This is a genomic window from Streptomyces nymphaeiformis (genome assembly GCF_014203895.1).
In the GTDB taxonomy this organism is placed as follows: domain Bacteria; phylum Actinomycetota; class Actinomycetes; order Streptomycetales; family Streptomycetaceae; genus Streptomyces; species Streptomyces nymphaeiformis.
In genome coordinates this window covers 259938-279967 of record NZ_JACHJY010000004.1, presented here as the reverse complement: position 1 = coordinate 279967, position 20030 = coordinate 259938, and the positions used below count along the sequence as shown (strand labels likewise).

The following is a 20030-nucleotide window of genomic DNA, read 5'->3' as shown; positions in this document are numbered from 1 at the left end:
GCGCGGAGTGACCGCGATCGAACGCCTGTGGGGAGGCTTCGAGCTTCCCGTCAAGGACGCGCTCCACCACGCCGACGGCCGCTCCCACGACGTGGTCCTCGACCCCGGCGCGCCGAGTGGTTTCACGGTGCTCGCCCCCTTCGACCTCGAAGAGCTGCTGGCCGGCGATCCGTCCTGGGTGTCTTCGGTCGACGGGCTCGTCGCCGCCGACCTGGGCGAGAAGGGGCTGCTGTGGGGCGGCGAGGGTTCGTACGGATCGGAGGGGTTCATCGCGCGTCTGACCGCCGGCCGTGCGCTGATGTGGGCGATGTTCTTCGTGGAATCCGATCCGTTCGACCGGATTCGGCTGTCGGGAAGCACGGCGGCCTTCACCTCGACCTCGGGGTGCGAGATCGCCGTCCACCTCGACGATCCGCGGACTCCCGTCCCTCAACCCGTATCGAACCGAACGGCGTAAGGGACACGTCCCCACCCCTCCGGGGGCAATGACAAAGCCCCAGGTCGCTGACCTGGGGCTTTCCGGGCCTCGTGCCGCCCGTGTCGAGTCGGGCCCGGTCATCGAGCGGTCATGTGCACGATCTCCTTGGCGACCGTCCTGACACCGGACCCCCAGGGGAAAACGGCTCCGCTTGCCAGGATCAGGGTGCCGAACAGGATCCAGCCGCCAGGACCGGTGTCCGCCTGGAAGCCCGAACCGTCCGGCACCGGGGTCGCCGCCGTTCGGCGTCAGTGCGTGAGCAGCAGCTTGAAGCCGACGATCAGCAGGCCGAGCAGCAGGTTGACCGTGGCGGTGACGGCTACCTGGCGCCATGAGGCTCCGACCCGGTGGGCGGCTGCCGCGGACCAGCCGATCTGACCGGCGATCGCGACTCCGAGCGCCAGCCAGAGGGTGCCGGCCATGTCCAGGCCCAGGAGCGGACTGACCGCCACCGCCACGGCGGGCGGGATCGCCGCCTTGAGGATCGGCCACTCGTCGCGGCAGGCGCGCAGCACGATCCGGCGGGTCGGGGACCGCTGCGCCAGCCGCTCCCCGAACAACGTCGCGTGCACGTGCGCGACCCAGAACACCGCGCCGGTGAGCAGAAGGAGCGCGATGAGCTCCAGGCGCGGAAACCGGCCCAGGTCGCCGGCCCCGACGATGACGGAGGCCGCGAGCATGGACCCGTAGACGGCACCGGTGTAGTCGGCGTGCTCGCGACGCTCCGCCCTCCGGGCCGCGACGTCCTCGGTTCGGGGCATTCCGGCCTCCAGGAGGTCTTCGACCGCCGAATCCGCGGTCCCGTCGACAGAACCTCCCTCCAGCATGGAAGCCCACCGGAAAACCCGCCCGCCGCACACCGACCGCTCAGCCCCCCGCCAAGGCGGACCGCCCGGTCGGCCGAGGGGCTTCGGCGGTGCGAGGGCTTCAGCCCTCTTCCCCCGGTGCGCGGACCGTGCCGCCGGCCGGGGTGAGGCAGCGGCGCACGAGTGCGAGGGTGCGCTGTGTGACCGTGTCGAGGGGGATGCCGTTCTCGACGGCGGCGAGGGCCGTGTGCAGCATTCCGGCGATCAGGTCGGCCGTGAGCGCGGGGTCGGGAACGCCGAGCTCCCGGACGGCGGCGCGGAACGGTTCGACCTGTTCCAGATGGAGTTCCGTCAGCCGCTGCTGGCAGGCCGGGGGAAGGCCGGCGTGCATGAGGGCGGCGGCGGGCCGGTGTGCGCCTTCGGCGCCGAGGCGGAGGCTTTCCCCGAAGAACGCCTCGACGCGTTCCAGCGGGCCGTTCGCGGTGGCCAGGGCACGGGTGAGGGCCTCGTCGGAGCGCCGGAAGGCCTCCTCCGTGATGGTGGCCAGGAGGGCCGCCGAGGAGTCGAAGTACTGGTAGACGCTGGAGCGGGCCAGGCCGGCGCGGGCGCCGACCGCCGCCGGTGTGACGGCGGTGGCGCCCTGGTTCACCAGGAGGTCGATCGCCGCCTCGATCAGCGCCTCGCGTTGCCGGGCGCGGTGTTCGGCGACGGTGGCGGCGTTGATCTTCGGCATGCGGGGCGGACTCCTGGAGGGGCGGACGGGCCGGGAGCGAGGGCCGGTCCGCGGCCGCCGGTCAGGACAGACGGCCGTCGACCATCTCGTACACCCGGTCGGCAGCGTCCAATATCGCCGTGTCGTGGGTGACCATGACCGTGGCCGTGCCGCGTTCGTGGGTCTGCTCGGCGATCAGCCGTACCGCCTCGGCCGAACGCACACGGTCCAGCGCGGAGGTGGGTTCGTCCACCAGCAGGACGGCGGGGGAGGTCATCAGGGCACGGGCCAGCCCCGCGCGGTGGGTGAGCCCGACGGCTTCGATGAGTTCGTCGGCGCGGGCCGGGGCCGCGGCGTCGAGCCGGCCGCCGATGTGCAGGGGCAGCAGGAGCTGCTCCCTGACGGTGAGGGAGGCCAGCAGGTTCGACTGCTGGAAGACGAAGCCGATGTGGCGGCGGCGGGCGGCGGTGCGCTGCTTGTCCGAGAGGGCGGTCAGCTCGGTGCCGGCGATCCGGACGGTGCCCGAGGTGGGCCGCTGGAGGCCGCCGGCGACGGCGAGCAGACTGGACTTGCCGGATCCGGAGGGGCCGACGACGGCGACGAACTCGCCGGGGGGCGACGCTCAGGCCGACGTGGTCGAGGGCGGTGACGGCGGTGTCGCCGTCCCCCAGGGTGAGGGTGACGCCGTCCAGGCGCAGTCCGCCGGGGCACGCGGCGTCCGGGGCGGCCTGGCGGTCGGTGGCAGGTGTGGTCATCGGGTGGCTCCCAGAGCGGTCAGGGGGTCGACGGCGGTGATGCGGCGGACGTTCCGCCGTCGGTGCGCTGCCCAGCACCTTCCGGTCACCACGTCACGCGGCGGGCTGGGGCTGGCGCAGTTCCGCCTGACCGAAGAGGAGTGCGTAGCCGGCGGGGAGCTGCTGGAGGATCCGGGCGAGGAGGTCAGGGCCGGCGAGGCGGGCGACGACGGTGAGTACGGCGCCGGTGTCCCAGCGGGCGATGGCCGGGGTGGTCTCGGCGCGGGTGGCCATGTCCCTGATGAAGCCCCATCCGGTGAGTCGCTCGGTGGCGGGGATCTGGGCGGTCAGGGTGAGGGCGGCCTCGACGGGAAGGCACTGTGCGAGGTCGACTCGCTCGTCTCCGACGAGCTGCCGGCCGAGAGAGGCCAGGACGGTGTGGACGGCCTCCTCGGCGCGTTCGCGGGTGGGGTGGGCGCCTTCGTGGCGCACGCGGTCCAGCATCTGCTCGAACGTCATGGCGGGCTGGACCCGGTGGGGTCGAGGCTGGTCGAACATGGTGCTGTGGGTGCCTTTCTCTTCGATGGGTCGGTTGACGGCCGGTGGCGGTGGGAGGTCAGGTGTGTCCGGGGCGGCCGAAGAGGAGGTCGTAACCGGGCGGAAGCTGGAGCAGGGCCTCACGGGTGAGGGCGTCTCCCGCGACGGCGGCCACGGTGGACAGGACCGCGCCGATGTCCCACAGGGCTGTCTTCTCGGTGGCTCCCTCGATCCAGGCCGCGGTGGCTCGGACGAAGCGCTCGGGGGAGAGCGGTTCGGCGGCCTGCAGCGGGTTCAGGAGGATCAGCGCGTAGGTCTCGGGGAGGCGGGCGGCGAGTTCCGCCCGTACGCGGCCGACCAGGTGCGCACCCAGCAGGGCGAGGACGACGCGGGCCGAGCGTTCGGCTGCTTCCCGGGTCTGGTATCCGCCGTGCTCCTGGATGCGGTCCAGGAAGGCTTCCGGGCGCATCGACATCTCACGTCACCTCCGGAGGGGGGCGAAGGAACGAGGGATGCGGAGGGCGGGTGCGGGAGGGGGATCGGTGCCCCCGCCCTCCGCGGGTGTGCCGGAACGGTCAGCCGGAGATCTGCTTGCGGTCGGACGTGCCGCCGATGACGATCTTCCGCGGCTTGGCGCGCTCGGCGATCGGGATCCGCAGGGTCAGAACGCCCGCGTCGTAGTCGGCCTCGATGCGCTCGGTGTCGAGGGTGTCGGCCAGCACGATCTGTCGGGAGAAGACACCGAGAGGCCGTTCCGAAAGTTCCATCTGCACGCTGTCGGACTTCTCCGCCGGCCGACGTTCGGCCTTCACGGTCAGCATGTTCCGCTCGACGTCGATGTCGATCGCGTCGGTGCTCACACCGGGGAGGTCGAAGGCGATCACGTACGCGTCGCCCTGGCGGTAGGCGTCCATCGGCATCACGGACGGCTTCGACCACGTGCCCGACGTGCCGGAGAGCTGCTGAACGATCCGGTCCATCTCGCGGAACGGGTCAGTGCGCATCAACATCGCGAAACACCTCCAGTTGGTTCGGGCAGTGACTGCCAATGCGCTTCGACGTACTCCCGTTGTAACATGTCATCGGAACGATGACAAACGTCAGGTCATCGAAAGGATGACAGGGCTGGGAGGTCGACATGGACGAGCCCGCAGAGCCGACCGCGCAGGTCCCCTTTCTCGCCGCAGCGGCGGCCCTGGAGATCATCAACGAGGCCGTCAAGGACGCACAGCAGGTCTTCGACCGGGGAGAACCGACCGGCACAGGGGCACCCATGGCGGACGAGGGCCCGCACTCGGCCCTGGCCGCCCTGCTGATGCTGCGCGAGGTCCGCGAACAGCTCGCCGGCTGGGAGACCGGGCTGATCGAGACCGCCCGTGGGCAGGGAGCCAGCTGGGCCGACCTCGCCGCGCCCCTCGGAGTCGCCAGCCGCCAGGCCGCCGAGCGCCGCTACCTCCGCCTGCGCCCCGGCAGGGCCGGAAGCACCGGAGAGGAACGCGTCCAGGCCACCCGCGACACCCGCGCCGCCGACCGCAACGTGAACGCCTGGGCCCGCGACAACGCGGCATACCTGCGCCGACTCGCCGGGCAGATCACCGCTCTCCCCAGCCTCCCGGCCGGCGCCGAAGCAGCCATCGGCGACCTGAACCTCGCCCTCGCCGACAACGACGCCGCCCGCCTCGTGCGCCCGCTGTCCGACACCCGGGCCCACCTGGGGCCCGAAGACGCCGAGCTCGCCGAACGCATCGACGTCCTGACCCGCCACACCGACCGGCTTCGCCGGGCCACCCACGACCGGCGCAGCAGCTGACCGGCCGCACGGAGGGGCACGTATCCGGGCCTGGACGACGCGAGCACCGGTGGCCACTGCCGGAAGCGCGACGGCGATCCGTCCCCAGGTCCGGGCCCGGTCGCCCGACCACTGCGCGGGTCCCGCTCCCCGGGTCTCCGCTCCGCCGCTGCGCAGGGCGGTCGCCACGACCACAGGGCGCGGACGGGCGCTACGGCCTCGTGGGGGCCGGCGGGTCGGATCCGCTCAGTCCTCGGCGGGAGGCTGTTCCCCGGCCGCCGCGCGACGGTACTCGGCGTTGATGCGTCGGGCTTCTTCGAGCTGGTCCTCGAGGATGATGATGCGGCAGGCGGCCTCGATCGGGGTGCCCTGGTCGACGAGTTCCCGGGCGCGGGCCGCGATGCGCAACTGGTAACGGGAGTAGCGGCGGTGACCGCCCTCGGAACGCAGCGGAGTGATCAGACGGGCCTCCCCCAGAGCGCGGAGGAACCCGGGGGTCGCACCGATCATGTCGGCGGCCCGGCCCATGGTGTAGGCGGGGTAGTCGTCATCGTCGAGACGGCCGAGCGAATCGTCTGCTGTCATTCTCACCTCTGTGGAGAACGGTCGGGGAGGTCCGGGACGGGCACCCGGCGGCCGGCACCAGAAGGGCATGCGAGCGGCTGGAGTTCGGCGCGGTGCCGCGAGCCGGGCCTGCTTCGGCGCGCGTGCTCAGGTTCGAGACCGCGTCGTCGAGCTGCCGGCGGGTGGACGCGCCGGAGGGCCGACACATTCACAGAGGGTAATGCTTCCATCGGTATCGTGGACCCGCTCCCCCGTGCCACGGCGGGACCGGCCCGGCCCAGGACGCGGTTCCTCCGGCCACACAGACCCTGCGCGGGCTTCCTCCCCCCGCGCCCGCCCTCACGCGGGGCGCCTGGGTGAAAGGGACCTTCCCGGAGTCGGACACCGCGTGGCGATCGCGGGCGTCAGTGCCTGGGCGGGGGCGGCTGCAGCCATCCCGCCCACGGACACGTCGGCGGCTCCGGCCCTGGAACGGCAAAGGGACGCGGGAAGGGCCCGACCGATGTGTCCGGCCGGGCCCTTCCCTTCATGGGCGTAACGCGCCCCCGCGCCCGCCGTCGTCAGACCGTCGCGGTCTCGCCGAACAGGGCCGGTGCCTGCCGGCCCGAGCCGACCGTGGACTCGGGGCGGGCGCGGCAGGTGAAGCCGAGCCGCGTCATGGCCCTGACGACCTCACGTGCGCTGAAGTCGCGGCGGTCCTGGCCGGTGAGGACCGCGCCGACCTGCTTGGCGGGGTACTCGCGGCGCCCGATGACCACGGACTCGCCGGTGACGGCCTCGGGCCTGACGCCCTGCATGGTTTCCAGGACACCGTTCTTCGTCAGTTCGAACGGGAAGCGGGCGATGACGCAGCGCATGGGACCTCACAGAAGAAGTTGGGGAACGGGATCGACCGGCACGGAAGGTGGCGTTAGCCGGACCAGGGAGCTCCGGAGCCCGCGTAGGGCCGTTGCCGGTCCTGCCCGGGCGCGACCGGCGGCGCGCGTTCCGCCACGGCCCTCGGGATCAGGAGGGCGAGGGCGCGTCCGCGGGCCGCAGATCGCGCAGCTGCACGCGGTCGGTGTAGGCGGAAGTACCGCGGAAACCGACGAGTTGGTCGCGGGTCACCAGGCCGGTACGCCGGCCGTCGCCGTCCCGGACGACGAGGCGCCCCGTGCGGGCGCCGCTCATGACCGCCAGAGCCACCTCGACGGTCATGTCCGCCCAGACGTGTGGTTCCGCCTCGCCGGGCGGGGACATGGGCAGGCTGCCCGTGACGGGGTGCGCGGGGCGAGGGTGGGACTGAACCGGTGTCATCTGTGACTCCTGCTGGGGGAGGAGGGGCTTCCTGCCCCGGGGCGAAGGTTTCAGGGAGGCGTCCTGCCGATCGGGCCCGGAGCTGCGCGCCCCGCGGGACCGGCGAGACGCCTCTAGGCCGGGGCCGCCGGTCGGCGGTCTCCGCGGGTGACGAGGTCCCCGAGCCGTCCGGGAGCGGCGACGACGATCTCGGCGCCCTGCCGGAGGACGCCCGCCCGCCTGCTGATCGCCGTTCCCCCGACCACTGTGGTCAGCCGCGGCCCGACGGCTCGGGCGTACGGCGTGAGCGCTCCGGTCACCTGGGCGGCCGGCTCGCGGGCGGGCACGGGCACCAGGGCGAGCGGCCGGCGGGGCTCGGCCCGCGCGCCGGCCGTACGGGCGGGCCGCCGAGACCGGGGAAGGTCGCGGCTGCCGGCAAGGTCGGGGTGACCGGCCCGGGCCGCGTGAACCCGCCCGGCTCCGAGTCGCCACCGCTGTCGTGAAGGGCCGTGAATCGATCGGTCCCGTGCCTGCTGTTCATGCAGAACCTTCCTCGATGCGGTGTGCGTCAGGGAAATCACCCGGAAGAATCCGGGTGCCGATGATTTCGAGAAGGCGTCGAATGGGGCATGAAAGGTGTGCGGCAGCCGACAGGGCGGCCGATCGGAAGCGCGGAACAGATGCCGGAAAGAGGGGCGGTGTCAGGCATCCGGATGCCGCTTTCCGCGGGGCGGCGGACGGTGGTGGGACGCGGGAAACGCGCACTCCCGGCGCGCCGTGGGGGAAGCACGCGGCTGGGGCCCGCACCCCAAAGGATGCGGGCCCCAGCCACGTCGTACGCGTCAGAATCAGGCGGGAACGATGTTCTCGGCCGTCGGGCCCTTCTGGCCCTGCGCGATGTCGAAGGTGACCTTCTGGCCTTCCTGCAGCTCGCGGAAGCCCTGGGCGGCGATGTTCGAGTAGTGGGCGAACACGTCGGGGCCGCCACCGTCCTGCTCGATGAATCCGAAGCCCTTTTCCGCGTTGAACCACTTCACGGTGCCACTGCTCATGTCATATCTCCTTGGGGCTCATCGGCATCCGCACCGTGCGGATGCCGTGTCGCCGTGATGATTACCCCGCCGGAGAGACCGGAGACGAAAAAGCACTCCAGGTCGGTCTGAGGACTCGACCGGAGACCTTGAAGTTTTGGGAACCACAACTGCAACTGGAATCGACAGTAGCACGTCGATTTCGTTGTTGCCGATCAAATGGGGGCCGCTATTTCCATGGGGTAAAAAACCTGACCGCTCGACCTCTCACACCCTCACCCCGCCGACGCAGATATGCCGACGCAGATATGCCGACGCGGATGATGGAGGCGCACGAGGGTGTTCCGGAGTCGGCCTCACTGCCGCATGTTCTGAGGCAGGGGGATCGTGCGGGCCCCTCGGACACGAGGAGGGCGGCAGTGTGGAGATCGCCGGGGACCGATGCCGTGGCCATCAGCCGTGCGGCGGAGGCGGGTTCGGCGTCGGGCGGGACCATCAGCAGGTCGCAGCGGCCGGAGGCGTATGGCCACCAGGCGCCGTCCGACTGGCCGGTGGGGGTGGTCATGGACGTCAGCGACAGGCGCGCCGAACGCTGGGGAGCGGTGGTCGTCATGCTGCGGCCCCGTCCCTGGGCCGCCCATGGACGGCCCCGTGTCCTGATCGCCGGAAACGACGTCCGCGTGGGAGCAGGCGCACGAGTTGTTCCCGGTGCCTTCAGCGCACTCCGGCCCGGTGGCCGATACAGCGGCTCCGACCGGGCCATGTCTGGCGGTGTGGGACGGCCGGGCCGCGTATGCGCGCACCACCGCAGGGGCGCGGAGTACCGTGAGACCACGGCGGTGTCTCGTCGGTCATGAGGTGCCGGCACCCCGCGCAGGCAGGTGAATCACTATGGCCGGATCCGACACCCCCACCTCCCCGAAGCTCCTTCCTGACGGGATCCACCGAGCGGTGACGCCCGGCACGGCCCTGCTCCGGCCGCAGACGACACGCTCCCGTGAAGGCGTACTCGACGGCGCCTGGTGGCCTCGCTCCCGGGACGTCGTGACCGAACTGCCCGCCCTGATCCAAGCGCTCACCACACACCTCGGAACGATCACGAGGGTCGGGCTGGACACTGCCGCCTGGGAGGAGGTCCCGACCCGTGTCGTCGTCGACGGCCGCGTCGACGCCTTCCCTGTCGGAGACGACCCCGTTCTGGTCACCCGGGGCGACAAGGACCATTTCGCCCTGATGGTGGTGCCACCGGACACGACACCCGGTGCAGCACGGGACGCCATGGCTCGTGCGGTCCATGCCGGCAACGTGGCCCAGGCCGCCGAAATCCTTCTCGCCACGCTTCCCCACCCACCGGCCGAGCGCGAGGAGTCGGGATGATCCAGATGGCGGACATCCGCGAGTGGCGCACCCACGACGTGGTGGACACGCGGGGCCACAGGATCGGAGAGCTGGAAGCGATCTACGCCGACACCAGCACGGACGAGCCGGCCATGGCCACGATCCGGGTCGGCCTGCCCACGCGCCACCGTCTGGTGTTCGTTCCCCTGGACGGTGCGACGGTGGGACCGGGCTACGTGAAGGTCGCCCACGACAAAGCGCTGGTGAAGCAGTGCCCTTCGATCGGCACCGACGACGTCCTACCCGCCCGGGCAGAAGAAGCGGTCTTCGAGCACTACGGCCTCGTCTACAAGCCCGGGGCGAACGGCGAGCGGCAGCTGGCCCGCCGCTGAGCTCCCCGTCCGACCGAGGAGGCGTCCCTCATGTCGCTTTTCCTGGCCCTGATCATCGTCGCGATCGTGCTGGGCATCATCGGCGCCGTCGTCGACGGACTGCTCTACCTGCTCGTCATCGGAATCGTGCTGTTCGTGGCGGACCTCATCTACGCCGCCTTGCGCATGCGCCGCTCCTTCCACCGCCGCCCGGTCCGGTGACGGATCGGGGTCCGTCGGCGTGCCTCGCGTCGAGCAGGAAGGTTTCGATCTCCCCGAAGTCCGGTGCCTGGCAGGGATTCGTGGTGGTAGGGGGCTTCGGTGCGGGCCCATGAACAGATGCGGTGCGCCGTGACGGGCGGCCCTACAACTTGCTCATCTTGGCGTACGGACTCAGGATCCGCTCTCGCGTCGAGCCGAAATCCACGACCGCCGCGATCCCCTCCTCGATGCCGATGACCCGGCCGAGGCCGTGCACGTCGTGTGTGACCTGGTCGCCTACGGCGAACTGCGTCGGAGGCAGCGTGACCGGGGCCTTGAAGGGACTGGTGGGCAAATAGCGCTTCGGTGCACCTGGCTTTGTCATTGCCGCCAGTATGCGCCCGCGCGTATCCGCCCGCTGCGGCCGTTCACGTCCGCAGCGCGAGGGCCGAGATGGGAATCACCCGGTTTACGCCCTGGATGTGGTTTTCGACCCGCGGAAACGACCGTCAGTGGCCCTGGCCCGAGTGCCGCCGGGGATCAGGAGGGACCCGCGGCCCGCCTCCCATCCGGACGCCCCCGGGCGCTCGCCGAAGGCCGGTGGCCGCCGGAGTGGCGAAAGGCTTGGGGTGCGGGGCCGAGAGGACCGGGTAACGTCCTTGTCATGTTCTTCCAGGCGCCGATTCACGGGTGAGAGCGTGACGGGCCCCCGTCGACGCCCTTCGTCGTCGTGCCCGTCCCCCACCGTGAACCCGTAGATCATTTCACCTCATCACCGGGAGAACCCGTGACCGACAGCAAGAACATCAACAACCCCGTGGGCCAGGGCGGCGGCCAGCGCAAGAGGCTGTCCCGCGCCGAACGGCAGAACAACGGTCCGCACCGCAACCTCGACCGCCAGGGTGCCGCCGACCGGAAGGCGGAGCTGGTGCGCAAGATGCGGGAGAAGGCTCGCGCGGCGGAGGGCGCCGGGCAGACGGACGACGACACCGCACAGAACTGACACACCGCCACCGCAGGACCGCCTCTGGACAACGACGAAGCCCCAGGTCGCTGACCTGGGGCTTCGTTCAAGAACGGATGACGGGAATCGAACCCGCCCCATAAGCTGGGGAATCACCGACGTCTTGGCCGCCAATAGGGCCTCTGACCTGCGGACGAGCCTCTTCGCAGGATGTTCCGAGGGGTTCCGCCCGCACCCCTGGTGACCGCTGTTCACCGCCTTGAAGGGCACGGATGGGGCACGTGACGGGTCCCTGTCGAAGTCCACGGTCATCGAAGTCTCCAGCCGGCAGGACGCCCTGGGAGACGCACCCCACACAGCAGCCGGTCCCACTCGGGGCGCGGGCCCGGCGGTCCCGGAGGACAGCGGTCGCGTCGTAGGTGTCCGTCTGCCTCGTTCGGGTGGAATCTTTCCCCCTTGCCGGGGATCGGTGCTGGTCACATGGGGTGAAAGGGTCGCGTGGCTCGTACCCCGGCCCAGGGCAGGAGGCGTTGATGGGGATGTGAGTACTTCAAGCGCCGCCCCGATACTGTCCGCCGCTCTCGCCACCCCTGCTCCTCCTGTCGTGCACGACTCGGGCGCGGACACCGCGCCCGGCGTCATAGTCGTCGACTCCTGCACGACCCTCGGCACCACCCTGGTCGTCCGCCTTGCCGGAGAGATCGACCACTTCAGCGTTGTCCCGCTGCGGGCACTGCTGGCCTCAGCAGCCGACGACGGCTGCACCGGCCTCGTCCTGGACACCTCGCGGGTCACCTTCTGCGACTCCGGCTTCCTGGCCGTCCTCGACTGGTGGCCCCAGCAGGGACGCCGCCTCAGACTCGCGAACCGCTCCCGGGCCGTTCAGCACCTTCTGGACGCCGCTGCACCAGCACGACGACAACGGGCCCATGCCGGCTCCCTGACGGCGGCAGGTCGGTCATGACGTTCGTACTCCTGACCTGCGTCCCGATGCTCGCAGCGGTTCTCCTCGCGCACGGAGAACCGCGCGAACCAAGGCACCGCCGTCCCACCCCGTCTCCGCGACCCGCACCTCGCAGGACCCTGATCCACTGCCGTCTGGCGCCCCCGCTCCTCTGCGCCGCCGTGCAATAGACGACGGAAGGGGTGGGGGCCCGCGGCAACGCGCGGGCCCCCACGGTGGATCTCCGGGCTGGCGCTGACCAGCGTTGCGAGGGACGACGGGCGCCGACGTGCCGGCCGGTGCCACGTCCGAGACATCGGGTGCGCGGGCCTGGCGGCGGTCGTCACAACGGCCCCGGCGCATTCACTCCGTCGGGGCCGCCCTTCCGGATCGTCACACGTGAGAGTGCTCGATCCGTGTTCAATTGTACGGCTGCCCCGCCGGGCAGGCCGGAAGACGAGAGCGGGCCGTCGGGGCAGTCCGGCTCAGCCGCGTTCTTCCTCTTCGGCCTCCATGCGGAGGATCCCCTGGTGGGTGAGGGTGACCATCGCGGGTGTGTTGCCCGGTTCCCAGTCGACGCTGATCAGGCCCTCGCCGGTGAGGTAGGTGCAGGCGGCGGCCAGGTCTTCCTCCGGGATGCGCAGGTCGTTGCGCAGTTTCCGGCCCGGGACGCCGAGGAGGCGGTTGCCTCCGGTGGCTTCGTAGAGGGCGGTCAGGGCCCGTTCACGATGGAGCTGTCGCTCGCGGAGTGTCGCCATGGCCGTTCCTTTCGTCGTGTGAAGGCCCGACGCCGCTCAGACTTCGTCGACGTGTGCGCGGGCGAGGAGGGGACGATCTGCTGGTGGTGAGCCAGGAGAGGGCGGGCCCTGCGGCGGTTCCGGTGTCGACGGTGAGGTGGAGCCGGGTGCCGCCGTCGCGGCCCTCGGTCGGAGGAGTGGTCTCGGGGGCGGTCAGGGCCAGGTGCCCATGGCCCTGCGGCGGGCGCCTTGCTCCGTCGGCGTGCGGGGGCTGTGACCGGGCGGCCGGAAGATGGCCGGAAAGGGGTCGCTGTAGTGGCGGGCGGCGATGCGTGCGTCGTGCTGGGCGTTGAGCCGGTGGACAAGGAGCGTGCCGAGCGTGATCAGCACGACGACGACCGCGAGCGCGATCAGGGTTTCCATGCCGTCACCACCGCGTGTTCTTCGGCAGCGGAATCATCCGCGCGCCGACGACCGGGTGCCGGAGGGGCGGCAGGGTGGACCCGCCGTCGGTCTCCCAGGCGTCCTCGCTGTTGCGGGCGTCGCGGATGCGGCGGCCGGTCGCGGCTTCGCCGGACATCAGGACACCAGCGGCCAGGATGCTGCCGGGGACCGCGGCGGTCGCCATGAGCCGGGCGGCTGCGGCGGGTTCGGCCTCGGGCGGTATCACCAGCAGGTCGCAGCGGCCGGTGGTGTAGGAGAGCAGGATCATCTTGTCGGGATCCTGTTCGGTGAACCAGCCGACGTGCACGGTGTGCCCGGTGGCAGGAACCTTGTGGGGGACGACGGGCCAGCGGGTGGGGTTCACGGTGACGCGTGTGATGCGTCCGTAGCGCTCCTCCAACGCGTCGACCAGGGGAGGGAGTTCGGCGGCGAGGTCACGCGAGCGAGGCCACCAGGCGCCGTCCAGGAGACCGGTGAGTGGGGTCTTCGGCGTCAGCGAAAGGCGCACCGAACGTGAGGGTGCGAGGGTGGTCATGATCGCGGACCCGTCTCCGGGCCGCCCTGCAGGGCGGCCCAGTGTCTTGATCGCCGGAAACGACGTCCGCGTGGGAGCGGGTGTTCGAGTTACTCCCGGTACCTTCAGCCTACTCCGCGCCGGGGGCGGACGAGCGGTCTCCGTCCAGCCGACTTCCCGGACCGGGAACACCCGCCCGGTCGGCGGTCGCGGGCGTGACCACGGGCACCCGCGTACCGTCAGACCACGGCGGTGTCTCGTCGGCCGTGAGGTGTCGGCGGCCCCGGGCGGACAGGCGGACCACCATGGCCGAATCCGACAGCCCCCCTCTGCCGAAGCTCCTTCCGGACGAGATCCACCGAGCGGTCAGGCCCCGGCACGGACCTGCTCCGGCGGCAGGCCGCGCGGTCCCTCGAAGGCGTTCTCGACGGTGCGTGGTGGCCCGGTTCCCAGGACGTCGCGACCGAACTGTCCGCCCTGGTAGAGGTGCTCACCCCCGCACCTCAGTCCCCTCACGGACGTCGGCCTGGACACGCATGCCCGGCAGGACCCTCATCACCCTTGGCTACGAAGACCACTTCGCCCTCTTGGCAGTGCCTCCGGGCACGCCACCCGACTCGGCACGTGACGCCGTGGCTCGTGCGGTCGACGTCGGTAACCTCACCTCGCGTCACGTCCCTCCGTCACCCGCGCCACTCGACCAGGAGGAGCGTGGAGTCGTCCGAAGTGGCTTCGCCGCGTGCCCGTTTGAGGGTGTGGGACAGGTCCCGCGCCACCGCGTGTACCTCCCGGTCCGCCCTGTCCAGCTGATTCACCCAGTCGATCAGCTGGTCCTCGCCGAACTCCTCCTGCCCGCTCTCGTGTTCCTCGATCAGCCCGTCGGTGAAGCAGAGGATCCGGTCCCCGGGTTCGAGCATCACTTCGCTGACCCGTGGCTGGTCTCCGCCGAAGCCGACGGGGAGGGTGGTGGGGCTGTTCAGGCGGCGTACGACGCGGTGGCCGCGGATCAGCATGGGGGCGGGATGGCCGGCGTTGACCCACTGGAGGCGGCCGGTTCCGGTGTCGAGCCGGAGCATCTGCGCGGTGACGAAGTGGTCGGGGGCGAACTGTTCGGCGATGGCCCGGTCCATGAAGAGGTAGATCTCGGACAGCTCGACGCTGGTGCGGCGGGCGTGCCGGTACGCGCCGATGGCGACGGTCGCCATGGTGGCCGCGTCCAGGCCGTGGCCCATGGCATCGATCATGGCGAGGTGGAGGACGTCGCCGTTCAGGGCGTAGTCGAAGCTGTCGCCGGCCACGTCGTAGGCGGGTTCCAGGACTCCGGCGACCGCCACGCGGGACATCGTCATGGCCAGCGGCGGCAGGAGCGACCACTGGATCTCGGCGGCGACGCTCATCGCTTCGCCACGGCGGGTGCGGAAGAAGAGGTCGGTGTAGCCGTTCTTGGTCTGCAGCGTGGCGGCGGCCAGGGCCGCGAGCCTGCGCAGGACGCGGCGGGCGTCGTCGTCGACCGCGTCCAGGGTGACGGCCAGAACACCGGCCTGGTCGCCGCCGTCCAGCAGCGGGACGTGGACCCGCACCCCGTCGGCCGACGGAACCTCGACCGGACGCGCGGTGAGGAAGCACCGGCCGGCCTCCGAACCGTCGATCGGCACGGGATCGCCGTCCTTCAGTCCCTCCCCGGCGAGGGGGACCAGATTCCGCTGCCCGTAGTCCTGGAGCAGGATCCGCACCTCGCGGCCCCCCATCCGGGCCACCGCGTCGGCGAGGGCGGGCCCCACCCGGTCGGGCGGCAGCCCGTGGGCGTGGTCCAGGAGCCCGCCCAGCAGCATCTCTCCGAAGCTCTCCGAGCGATCGGGTTTCCCGCGCCGTCCGAGGGCCATCCCGTTGCCTCCAACCGAGCGGCGATGACCTCGCCCGGTCCTGCCGTACGGGGCGGGGTGCCGCGACCGCGCGGCGACCGGGTTCCGGAGCGGCCCGCACCAGAGATGTGGCCTCCAGGATGCTCCTCGGCGGCAGGTCACGCCACAGGGACGCCGTGCGGGGACGCAGGTTGCCGGTGACCGGAGGCGGACCGGTTCAGCCGCCCTCTTCCTCCTCCGCTTCCATGACGCGGATGCCCTGGTGGGTGAGCGAGACCATCGCGGGTGTGTTTCCCGGCTCCCAGTCGACGGTGACCAGCCCCTCGCCCGCGAGGTAGGAGCAGGCGGCGGCGAGGTCCTGCTCCGGGATGCGCAGGTCGTGGTTGAGCGCGGCTCCGGCGACGCCGAGCAGGCGGTTGCCTTCGGCGGCCGTGTAGAGGGCCTGGAGGATCTGCCGGCGGTACCGCTGCCGCTCGTGGAGTGTCGCCATGGCCGCGTGGTCCTGTCGTCGTGTGGTGTCGTTCGTGGCCGGTCAGGGCTCCTCGGTGTGGGGGCCGGTGCCGGTGGGAGGTCTGCTGGTGGCGAGCCAGGTGCGGGCGGGTCCGGCGGCGGTCTCGGTGTCGACGGTGAGGTGGAGCCGTGTGCCGCCGCCCGGCACGGGGTAGCTGCGCTGCTCCGCGCCCGCGAAGCACCGGCGGATCACTTCGGCGACCGCACGGGCGGCCGCGGGCGTGGCGGAGACGATACGGATCTCGGCGTGTTCGGCCTGCGGCAGTGGTTCGTTCTCGGTGGGGTGCAAGACGGCGTGCTCCGTTCGGGACAAAAAGCGAGAGGCCGGCGGGTGGGTTGTCCCTGGTGTCGGGTGCCCCACCCGCGGCCTTCGGCCGGAGGAGTGGTCTGGGGTCAGGCAGGTCAGGGCCAGGTGCCCGCGGGCCGGCGATCGGCGATCCGTTCGGGCGGCCCGGGGTGGCTGTGGCCGGGGGGACGACTGAGGGAGGGGTAGGGGTCGTCGAAGTGGTGGGCCGCTATGCGTGCGTCGTGCTGGGCGTTCAGCCGGTGGATCAGGCGTGTGCCGAGCGCGATCAGAAGTGCGGCTGCCAGGAGCGTGATCACGGTCTCCACGTCCTCACCTCCCGGTGTGTCCCGGCAGCGGAATCATCCGCGCGCCGACCACGGGGTGCGGCTGGGGAGTCGGGGCGGCCCCGCCGTCGGTCTCCCAGGCGTCTTCGCTGCTCCGTGCCTCCCGCATACGGCGGCCGGTCGCGGCCTCGCCGGACATCAGCGAGCCCGCGGTGAGGACGCTGCCGGGGACGGCGGCGGCGGTCATCAGCCGGGCCGCGGAGGCGGGTTCGGTCTCGGGCGGAATCACGAGCAGGTCGCAGCGGCCGGTCGTGTAGGACAGCAGGATGATCTTGTCCGGGTCCTGCTCGGTGAACCAGCCCACGTGCAGGACGTGGCCGGTGACGGCGACCTTGTGCGGGACGACGGGCCAGTGGCCGGGGTTCACCAGGACGCGGGTGATGCGGCCCCAGCGTCCTTCGAGGGCGTCGGCAAGCGGCGGCAGCTCGGCTGCCAGGTCGCGCGAACGGGGCCACCAGGCGCCGTCGAGCCGACCGGCGAGCGTGGTCTTAGGGGTGAGCGACAACCGGGCCGGAAGTCCTGGGGTGAGGGCGCGGTTCGCTGTCCTGTCGAGGGTGGTGGTCATGGCGGACCTGCCCCCGGGCTGCCCGTCGGCAGCCCGGTTTTTCGTGTTCCCCGGAAATGTCACCTGCGTGGAAGCTGGTGCTCGAAGTACTTCCGGTACTTCCAGGGTACGTCCGAGCAGGCCGTTTTCGGCCTGATAAGGGGAGATACTTCCGTTTTGTGCGAACGAGTGTGCGGCGCCGGGCGGACACGCGGTAGCCGGGGTTACCGTGAGATGACGGCCCAGTCGCCCTGCCGACGGCCTGTCGCCCCTCCCGGGCGCGGCCGTGGCGGGCCGCGGCACCTCACCCGTAGACGGGCGGATCCACCATGGCCAACTCCGACATCCCGCCCCCGTTGCTCCTGCCGGACGAGATCCACCAGGCGGTACGACCCGGTACGGCGCTGCTCCGGCTGGAGACGACGCCCTCCCGGCAGGGCGTCCTCGACGGGGCCTGGTGGCCGCGCACCCGAGACGTGGAGCAGGAGGTCCCCGCACTGGTGTCCGTCCTGACCGGACACCTCGGGCCCATCACCCGGGTCGGCCTGGACGCCAGCGCGTGGGACGCGATTCCGACCCGACTGGTCATCGACGACCGGGTCGTGCACCTCGACTCCTTCCCCGTCGGCGACGACACCGTCCTGATCACCCGGGGCGACAAGGACCACTTCGCGCTGATGGTGGTGCCGCCGGACACGGAACCCGATGCCGCCCGCACGGCCATGGCCCGCGCGGTCCGCGCCGACAACATCACGCAGGCCACCGAGCTCCTCGTCGCCCCGCTTCCCCCACCGACGACCGAGGACGGAGGAGCGGCGTGATCCAGACGGCGGACATCCGCGAGTGGCGCAACCAGGACGTGGTGGACCCCGGCGGCCACAAGATCGGCGAACTGGAATCCGTCTACGTCGACACCAGCACCGACGAACCGGCCATGGCCACGGTCCGCGTCGGCCTGCCCACCCGGCACCGCCTGGTGTTCGTCCCCCTGGAAGGGGCGACGGTGGGCCCGGGGTACGTGCGCGTCGCCCACGACAGGAGAATGGTGAAACGAAGCCCCTCCATCGGCACGGACGGTGTCCTGCCCTTCGAGGACGAGGAAGCCGTCTTCCGTCACTACGGCCTCGCTTACGAACCCGGTGCGAACGGCGAACGCCAACTCGCCCGACGCTGAGCACCCGACGCCCGGGAGGCGGTCCCCATGACACTCTTCCTCGCCCTGATCATCGTCGCCATCATCCTGGGCCTCATCGGCGCCGTCGCCGACGGACTCCTCTTCCTGCTCTTCATCGGCATCGCGGTACTCGTGGCAGACCTCCTCTACATGGCCCTGCGCACCCGCCGCTCCGCCCGCCACCGCCCGCTCCGGTGACTCGGCGACGGTCTCCGCATCATGCTGCGCATCGTCGACACCCGTACCGGCCGCCCCGTGGAGATTCCCTCCGTACGCCGCCATCTGCTGAGCGTCTGCGTCCACCTGCCGGTCAGCGACGCCGGGATCGGTATGACGGACCTGCGGGTGCTCCTGGTCGGTGACGTACTGGCGCGTACGGCGGAGCTGAACGGCCTGCAGTCCAGCACGTTCCTCACCACGCCGGACCTGCCTCCTGAGCAAGCCCAGGTGCTTGATCGCGCCATGTCCGCTCTTGACGTCCACCCGCCGGCCATCGGCGGTGTTCACCATCCGGACGGAACGCTCCGCGCCGCTGCCGACGTACACGTCCACGCGTACGGAACCGCCGCACAGGACGCGGTCGGCGGGGTCCGCGTCGACGTCCCGTCCGGTGCCGAGTTCGAGAGGTTCGCCTTCCTCGACCGCTTCCTCGTACTGGACCTCGCGCGCGAGGTGGGTCACCAGCACCGGGCGGCGACATGACGTAGGGCGACGCGGGCCTCATGGCGGCGGTCGTCACAACGGCCCCAGCGCATTCACTCCGCCGAGGCCGCCCTTCCGGATCGTCACACGTGAGCGTGCTCGATCCATGTCCCATTGTATGACTGCGGGCCGGACAGGTCGGGAGAGAAGGCGGGCCCTCGGACGGTCCGGTTCAGCCGCGTTCTTCTTCGGCCTCCATACGGCGGATTCCCCGGTGGGTGAGGGAGGCCGAGGAGGCGGTTGCCTTTGACGGCTTCCTACAGGACGTGGAGTACCTGTTCTCGACAGGTCTTGCGTTCGCGGTGTGCGACGGTGTCAGCGCCGACCCGACAGCCCGATCCTGAACCCTCAGCGGCCGAGGTGTCGCTCGATGGCCGCGGCGACGGCCTCGGGGGACTCCTCCGGTGCGTGGTGTCCCGTGTCCGGGAGCACCTCCAGCTGAGCATTCGGATACCACTGGATCCAGGTCGCTCGCATGGCCCCGGGCCCCAGCGCGGGGTCGTTCGCGCCGGCGAGGAGGAGGACGGGGACCGGGTTGTCCTTCACCCGCTCGTGGAAGTCGACACGCGCCCAGGAGTCCGGGTACGCGCGAAAGGCCGTCGCCGAGGAACGTCCCACCGAGCGGCTCACCATCCCGTCCAGCCAGGCGTCATCGCGCAGCCCGCCGGTGGTGTTGTCGATGATCGCCCTGCAGTTGCCGGGATTCTTCGCGGCCCCGGCGAACAGCTCCCGCATCTCCCCTTCGAGCGGGAAGCCGGACGCGGGTACCGGCGAGATGCCGATGATCGAGCGGATGCGCGGCGGGGTCTCCAGCAGCATCAGTCAGGCCGCATCGGCGCCCGTGGAGTGGCCGATGACCGAGAAGGACTCCCAGCCAGATGGTCGGCCACGGCCAAGGCATCCCCGGCGACCTCGTCCATCGTGAACGCGCCGTCGGCGTCGATCGCCTCGCCGTAGCCGCGGCAGTCCAGGAACGCGTAGCTGAACGCGTCCCCGTTCGAGTATTCGCGCATCGGGTCGAAGCTCGACCGGTCGCCGAACCAGTTGTGGAGCAGGAGGGCTTGCTCGGAGCCGGTGCCCATGACGTCGTGCGGAATGACCTGTCGTGTCACAACGTCCCCTGCTCATCAGGTGATCGTGTGCTGCCGGCGGTCACCGGCGACCAAGTCT

Annotated in this window: 31 protein-coding genes and 3 pseudogenes; 12 read left to right on the top strand and 22 right to left on the bottom strand. The window is 71.1% G+C overall.

What is annotated here, in order from left to right:
• Nucleotides 1–7: 7 nt before the first annotated feature.
• A complete protein-coding gene (locus tag GGE06_RS15395; protein WP_116160137.1) occupies nt 8–457 on the top strand; it encodes a hypothetical protein in 450 nt (149 codons plus the stop codon).
• 269 nt (nt 458–726) lie between these two features.
• On the opposite strand, the gene GGE06_RS15390 is transcribed toward GGE06_RS15395, so the two are convergent.
• The 6 genes and pseudogenes from GGE06_RS15390 to GGE06_RS15365 form a co-directional block, all read right to left on the bottom strand.
• Nucleotides 727–1239: a hypothetical protein gene (locus tag GGE06_RS15390; protein WP_184931070.1), complete on the bottom strand. Its 513-nt coding sequence runs from the start codon at nt 1237–1239 to the stop codon at nt 727–729.
• A gap of 166 nt (nt 1240–1405) precedes the next feature.
• Nucleotides 1406–2017 carry a TetR/AcrR family transcriptional regulator gene (locus tag GGE06_RS15385; protein WP_184931069.1) on the bottom strand — a complete coding sequence of 204 codons (612 nt, stop codon included), beginning with the start codon at nt 2015–2017 and terminating at the stop codon, nt 1406–1408.
• A gap of 61 nt (nt 2018–2078) precedes the next feature.
• Nucleotides 2079–2751 (bottom strand): annotated as a pseudogene (locus tag GGE06_RS15380) (ABC transporter ATP-binding protein).
• Between the two features lie 93 nt (nt 2752–2844).
• Nucleotides 2845–3288 (bottom strand): DUF2267 domain-containing protein, encoded by a 444-nt coding sequence (locus GGE06_RS15375; RefSeq protein ID WP_116160138.1) that lies wholly within the window; start codon nt 3286–3288, stop codon nt 2845–2847.
• 58 nt (nt 3289–3346) lie between these two features.
• A complete protein-coding gene (locus tag GGE06_RS15370) occupies nt 3347–3742 on the bottom strand; it encodes a DUF2267 domain-containing protein (RefSeq protein ID WP_116160139.1) in 396 nt (131 codons plus the stop codon).
• Nucleotides 3743–3842: 100 nt separating this feature from the next.
• Complete coding sequence (locus GGE06_RS15365; RefSeq protein ID WP_116160140.1) at nt 3843–4277, bottom strand: Hsp20/alpha crystallin family protein; 435 nt, start codon at nt 4275–4277, stop codon at nt 3843–3845.
• Between the two features lie 128 nt (nt 4278–4405).
• Between GGE06_RS15365 and GGE06_RS15360 the strand changes: the two genes are divergently transcribed.
• Nucleotides 4406–5077: an HSP18 transcriptional regulator gene (locus tag GGE06_RS15360; RefSeq protein WP_184931068.1), complete on the top strand. Its 672-nt coding sequence runs from the start codon at nt 4406–4408 to the stop codon at nt 5075–5077.
• 225 nt (nt 5078–5302) lie between these two features.
• Here the strand turns inward: GGE06_RS15360 and GGE06_RS15355 are convergent, their stop codons facing one another.
• The 5 genes and pseudogenes from GGE06_RS15355 to GGE06_RS15335 form a co-directional block, all read right to left on the bottom strand.
• Nucleotides 5303–5641, bottom strand: a complete 339-nt coding sequence (locus GGE06_RS15355) for a MerR family transcriptional regulator (protein WP_116160142.1) — start codon at nt 5639–5641, stop codon at nt 5303–5305.
• A 539-nt stretch (nt 5642–6180) separates the two neighbouring features.
• A complete protein-coding gene (locus GGE06_RS15350; RefSeq protein WP_116160143.1) occupies nt 6181–6477 on the bottom strand; it encodes an SCO5918 family protein in 297 nt (98 codons plus the stop codon).
• Nucleotides 6478–6625: 148 nt separating this feature from the next.
• Nucleotides 6626–6916: a CBS domain-containing protein gene (locus GGE06_RS15345; protein WP_181924580.1), complete on the bottom strand. Its 291-nt coding sequence runs from the start codon at nt 6914–6916 to the stop codon at nt 6626–6628.
• 131 nt (nt 6917–7047) lie between these two features.
• Nucleotides 7048–7296 (bottom strand): annotated as a pseudogene (locus tag GGE06_RS42595) (DEAD/DEAH box helicase); the annotation flags it as partial.
• Between the two features lie 447 nt (nt 7297–7743).
• Entirely contained in the window at nt 7744–7947 is a 204-nt protein-coding gene (locus tag GGE06_RS15335; protein ID WP_017240241.1) for a cold-shock protein, read from the bottom strand.
• A gap of 870 nt (nt 7948–8817) precedes the next feature.
• On the opposite strand from GGE06_RS15335, the gene GGE06_RS15330 reads away from it, so the two are divergent.
• From GGE06_RS15330 to GGE06_RS15320, 3 genes are read left to right on the top strand one after another with little or no spacing between them, the layout of a single operon-like run.
• Entirely contained in the window at nt 8818–9303 is a 486-nt protein-coding gene (locus GGE06_RS15330) for a DUF5994 family protein (protein WP_116160145.1), read from the top strand.
• On the top strand, nt 9300–9656 hold the full coding sequence (locus GGE06_RS15325) for a PRC-barrel domain-containing protein (RefSeq protein ID WP_116160146.1): 357 nt from the start codon (nt 9300–9302) through the stop codon (nt 9654–9656). Before GGE06_RS15330 ends, GGE06_RS15325 begins: the two co-directional genes overlap by 4 nt.
• Before the next feature lie 30 nt (nt 9657–9686).
• On the top strand, nt 9687–9857 hold the full coding sequence (locus GGE06_RS15320) for a hypothetical protein (protein ID WP_181924581.1): 171 nt from the start codon (nt 9687–9689) through the stop codon (nt 9855–9857).
• A gap of 142 nt (nt 9858–9999) precedes the next feature.
• Here GGE06_RS15320 and GGE06_RS15315 read toward each other — a convergent pair whose 3' ends face one another.
• On the bottom strand, nt 10000–10221 hold the full coding sequence (locus GGE06_RS15315) for a hypothetical protein (protein ID WP_116160147.1): 222 nt from the start codon (nt 10219–10221) through the stop codon (nt 10000–10002).
• 402 nt (nt 10222–10623) lie between these two features.
• On the opposite strand from GGE06_RS15315, the gene GGE06_RS15310 reads away from it, so the two are divergent.
• Together GGE06_RS15310 and GGE06_RS43730 are read left to right on the top strand one after the other, a co-directional pair.
• Nucleotides 10624–10839, top strand: a complete 216-nt coding sequence (locus tag GGE06_RS15310) for a DUF6243 family protein (RefSeq protein ID WP_116160148.1) — start codon at nt 10624–10626, stop codon at nt 10837–10839.
• Between the two features lie 502 nt (nt 10840–11341).
• A complete protein-coding gene (locus tag GGE06_RS43730; RefSeq protein WP_181924582.1) occupies nt 11342–11764 on the top strand; it encodes an STAS domain-containing protein in 423 nt (140 codons plus the stop codon).
• A 464-nt stretch (nt 11765–12228) separates the two neighbouring features.
• Here the strand turns inward: GGE06_RS43730 and GGE06_RS15300 are convergent, their stop codons facing one another.
• The 3 genes from GGE06_RS15300 to GGE06_RS15290 form a co-directional block, all read right to left on the bottom strand.
• On the bottom strand, nt 12229–12501 hold the full coding sequence (locus GGE06_RS15300) for a hypothetical protein (protein ID WP_116160150.1): 273 nt from the start codon (nt 12499–12501) through the stop codon (nt 12229–12231).
• A 192-nt stretch (nt 12502–12693) separates the two neighbouring features.
• The gene (locus GGE06_RS15295; protein ID WP_181924583.1) at nt 12694–12903 is read right to left on the bottom strand and encodes a hypothetical protein; all 210 of its coding nucleotides are present in this window, start codon (nt 12901–12903) and stop codon (nt 12694–12696) included.
• A 4-nt stretch (nt 12904–12907) separates the two neighbouring features.
• The gene (locus GGE06_RS15290) at nt 12908–13459 is read right to left on the bottom strand and encodes a DUF5994 family protein (protein WP_116160151.1); all 552 of its coding nucleotides are present in this window, start codon (nt 13457–13459) and stop codon (nt 12908–12910) included.
• Between the two features lie 363 nt (nt 13460–13822).
• Here GGE06_RS15290 and GGE06_RS43725 point away from each other — a divergent pair.
• A pseudogene (locus GGE06_RS43725) lies at nt 13823–13885 on the top strand (DUF5994 family protein); the annotation flags it as partial.
• Nucleotides 13886–14121: 236 nt separating this feature from the next.
• On the opposite strand, the gene GGE06_RS15285 reads toward GGE06_RS43725, so the two are convergent.
• The 5 genes from GGE06_RS15285 to GGE06_RS15265 form a co-directional block, all read right to left on the bottom strand.
• Nucleotides 14122–15321 (bottom strand): PP2C family protein-serine/threonine phosphatase, encoded by a 1200-nt coding sequence (locus tag GGE06_RS15285; protein ID WP_184931067.1) that lies wholly within the window; start codon nt 15319–15321, stop codon nt 14122–14124.
• 196 nt (nt 15322–15517) lie between these two features.
• A complete protein-coding gene (locus GGE06_RS15280) occupies nt 15518–15790 on the bottom strand; it encodes a hypothetical protein (RefSeq protein WP_116160153.1) in 273 nt (90 codons plus the stop codon).
• A gap of 42 nt (nt 15791–15832) precedes the next feature.
• The gene (locus GGE06_RS15275) at nt 15833–16099 is read right to left on the bottom strand and encodes a hypothetical protein (RefSeq protein WP_116160154.1); all 267 of its coding nucleotides are present in this window, start codon (nt 16097–16099) and stop codon (nt 15833–15835) included.
• Between the two features lie 113 nt (nt 16100–16212).
• A complete protein-coding gene (locus GGE06_RS15270; protein ID WP_184931066.1) occupies nt 16213–16422 on the bottom strand; it encodes a hypothetical protein in 210 nt (69 codons plus the stop codon).
• 4 nt (nt 16423–16426) lie between these two features.
• Nucleotides 16427–17005, bottom strand: a complete 579-nt coding sequence (locus tag GGE06_RS15265) for a DUF5994 family protein (protein WP_116160156.1) — start codon at nt 17003–17005, stop codon at nt 16427–16429.
• A 308-nt stretch (nt 17006–17313) separates the two neighbouring features.
• Between GGE06_RS15265 and GGE06_RS42585 the strand changes: the two genes are divergently transcribed.
• Genes GGE06_RS42585 through GGE06_RS15245 form a run of 4 tightly spaced genes read left to right on the top strand, consistent with a single transcriptional unit; the run spans nt 17314 to nt 18860 of the window.
• Complete coding sequence (locus tag GGE06_RS42585; RefSeq protein WP_116160157.1) at nt 17314–17805, top strand: DUF5994 family protein; 492 nt, start codon at nt 17314–17316, stop codon at nt 17803–17805.
• Nucleotides 17802–18158 carry a PRC-barrel domain-containing protein gene (locus GGE06_RS42580; protein WP_184931065.1) on the top strand — a complete coding sequence of 119 codons (357 nt, stop codon included), beginning with the start codon at nt 17802–17804 and terminating at the stop codon, nt 18156–18158. Before GGE06_RS42585 ends, GGE06_RS42580 begins: the two co-directional genes overlap by 4 nt.
• 27 nt (nt 18159–18185) lie before the next feature.
• Nucleotides 18186–18356: a hypothetical protein gene (locus tag GGE06_RS15250; RefSeq protein WP_181924584.1), complete on the top strand. Its 171-nt coding sequence runs from the start codon at nt 18186–18188 to the stop codon at nt 18354–18356.
• Between the two features lie 21 nt (nt 18357–18377).
• A complete protein-coding gene (locus GGE06_RS15245; RefSeq protein WP_184931064.1) occupies nt 18378–18860 on the top strand; it encodes a hypothetical protein in 483 nt (160 codons plus the stop codon).
• A gap of 348 nt (nt 18861–19208) precedes the next feature.
• Here the strand turns inward: GGE06_RS15245 and GGE06_RS42575 are convergent, their stop codons facing one another.
• Nucleotides 19209–19679 (bottom strand): alpha/beta fold hydrolase, encoded by a 471-nt coding sequence (locus GGE06_RS42575; protein ID WP_246532576.1) that lies wholly within the window; start codon nt 19677–19679, stop codon nt 19209–19211.
• Nucleotides 19679–19972, bottom strand: a complete 294-nt coding sequence (locus tag GGE06_RS42570; RefSeq protein ID WP_246532575.1) for an alpha/beta fold hydrolase — start codon at nt 19970–19972, stop codon at nt 19679–19681. The genes GGE06_RS42575 and GGE06_RS42570 overlap by 1 nt, the downstream gene beginning before the upstream one ends.
• Between the last annotated feature and the right edge of the window lie 58 nt (nt 19973–20030).